Source organism: Paenibacillus sp. Aloe-11 (assembly GCF_000245715.1).
Classification (GTDB): Bacteria; Bacillota; Bacilli; order Paenibacillales; family Paenibacillaceae; genus Paenibacillus; species Paenibacillus kribbensis.
In genome coordinates this window covers 1,007-2,468 of record NZ_JH601060.1, presented here as the reverse complement: position 1 = coordinate 2,468, position 1,462 = coordinate 1,007, and the positions used below count along the sequence as shown (strand labels likewise).

The following is a 1,462-nucleotide window of genomic DNA, read 5'->3' as shown; positions in this document are numbered from 1 at the left end:
AGCTGGCCAGCCGGGAAATGGGGAAGCCGATTACCGAGATGCGTGGAGAGGTGATGCGCGGCGTTCATCTGCTTCGGTACTACGCGGCAGAGGGTGTACGTTCGATCGGTACGGTCATTCCGTCGAATGAGCCGGGAGTACTCCAATACACGAAGCGTATTCCGCTGGGGGTGACGGCTCTTATTACTCCGTGGAACTTCCCGGTAGCTATTCCCTTGTGGAAAATCGCGCCTGCGCTCCTGTGCGGAAACACAGTCATCTGGAAGCCCGCCGAGCATGCCTCATTAACGGCGGTACGGATTGCGGAGTTGTTTGAAGCGGTGCAGCTTCCGCCTGGTGTGCTGAATCTCCTCATTGGGCAGGGAAGCCGTATTGGCGATGCCTTGCTGGAACTCCCGGTACTGGAAGCGGTCAGCTTCACGGGTTCTACGAAGACGGGATTGGGCATTGCCGAGCGGTGCGCACGTCGGAACATCAAATACCAGACCGAGATGGGCGGTAAAAATGCCGCGATCGTGCTGAAGGACGCGGATATGGCGCAGGCGGTAGCGATGATTGCCAGCGGTGCCTTTCGGTCAGCCGGACAAAAATGCACGGCCACCAGCCGCGTGATTGTCGAGCGGTCTGTCTATGACGCGTTTACGGAAGCCTTGCGCCACGCGGTGGCAAAGATCCATATGGCCCCGGCACTGGACCCCGGCGCGTATCTTGGGCCTGTCGCATCCGCAGGCCAGTATGAGAAAGTCATGTCCTATGTTTCACTCGCCCGTCGGGAAACGGACATCTTGGTCGAAGGCGGAGTCGGCGCCGCGACAGATGACGGGTACTATGTGCGTCCGTTGGTGGCAGCCGGGCTGGACTCGTCCCATCCCTTGATTCAGGAGGAAATTTTTGGTCCTGTGGTCGGTGTAATGCAGGCGGACGATTTTGAGGATGCCATTCGACTGTGCAATGCGTCTATTTACGGGCTGAGTGCTTCATTATTTACCCGTGATTTGCGGCTGGCTCACCGCTTTCTGGATGAAGCGGACGCCGGAATGGTGCGGGTCAATCAGGAGACGGCGGGTGTCGAATATCAAGCTCCGTTCGGCGGTCTGAAGCAGTCCAGCTCACATACCCGGGAACAGGGGCAGGCGGCGCTTGATTTTTATTCAGCGATTAAAACCTGCGCAATCAGCTATGAGTAAACGGGAGACGGGACGAGGTGAGTCGGTTGGAACGGAAGTACAGGGTGAAGGGACCCGATATGAAGAGCCTGGATGTGTAGAGACCCGATATGATGAGATTGGATATGAAGAGACGCGGTATGGAGATGCCCGGTATGCAGGCAATCCGAATACAGGCAATCCGTATGCTGATTCACAGGGGGGACAGTCCGGAGCGCTTGGCGCATCAAGTCATTTGCTTGTATGCCGCTGTGAAGAAGTGAGCTTGGCACAGCTGGAGCAGGCTTGCCATATGG

The 1,462-nt window shown here is 57.2% G+C and carries 1 protein-coding gene and 1 pseudogene; both read left to right on the top strand.

The window, feature by feature from the left end:
- Nucleotides 1–1,187: aldehyde dehydrogenase family protein (locus tag WG8_RS19360; protein ID WP_007431929.1), on the top strand; the 1,187-nt coding region annotated here is incomplete at its 5' end.
- Nucleotides 1,180–1,462, top strand: a pseudogene (locus WG8_RS28815) ((2Fe-2S)-binding protein); the annotation flags it as partial. The gene WG8_RS19360 and the pseudogene WG8_RS28815, both read left to right, overlap by 8 nt.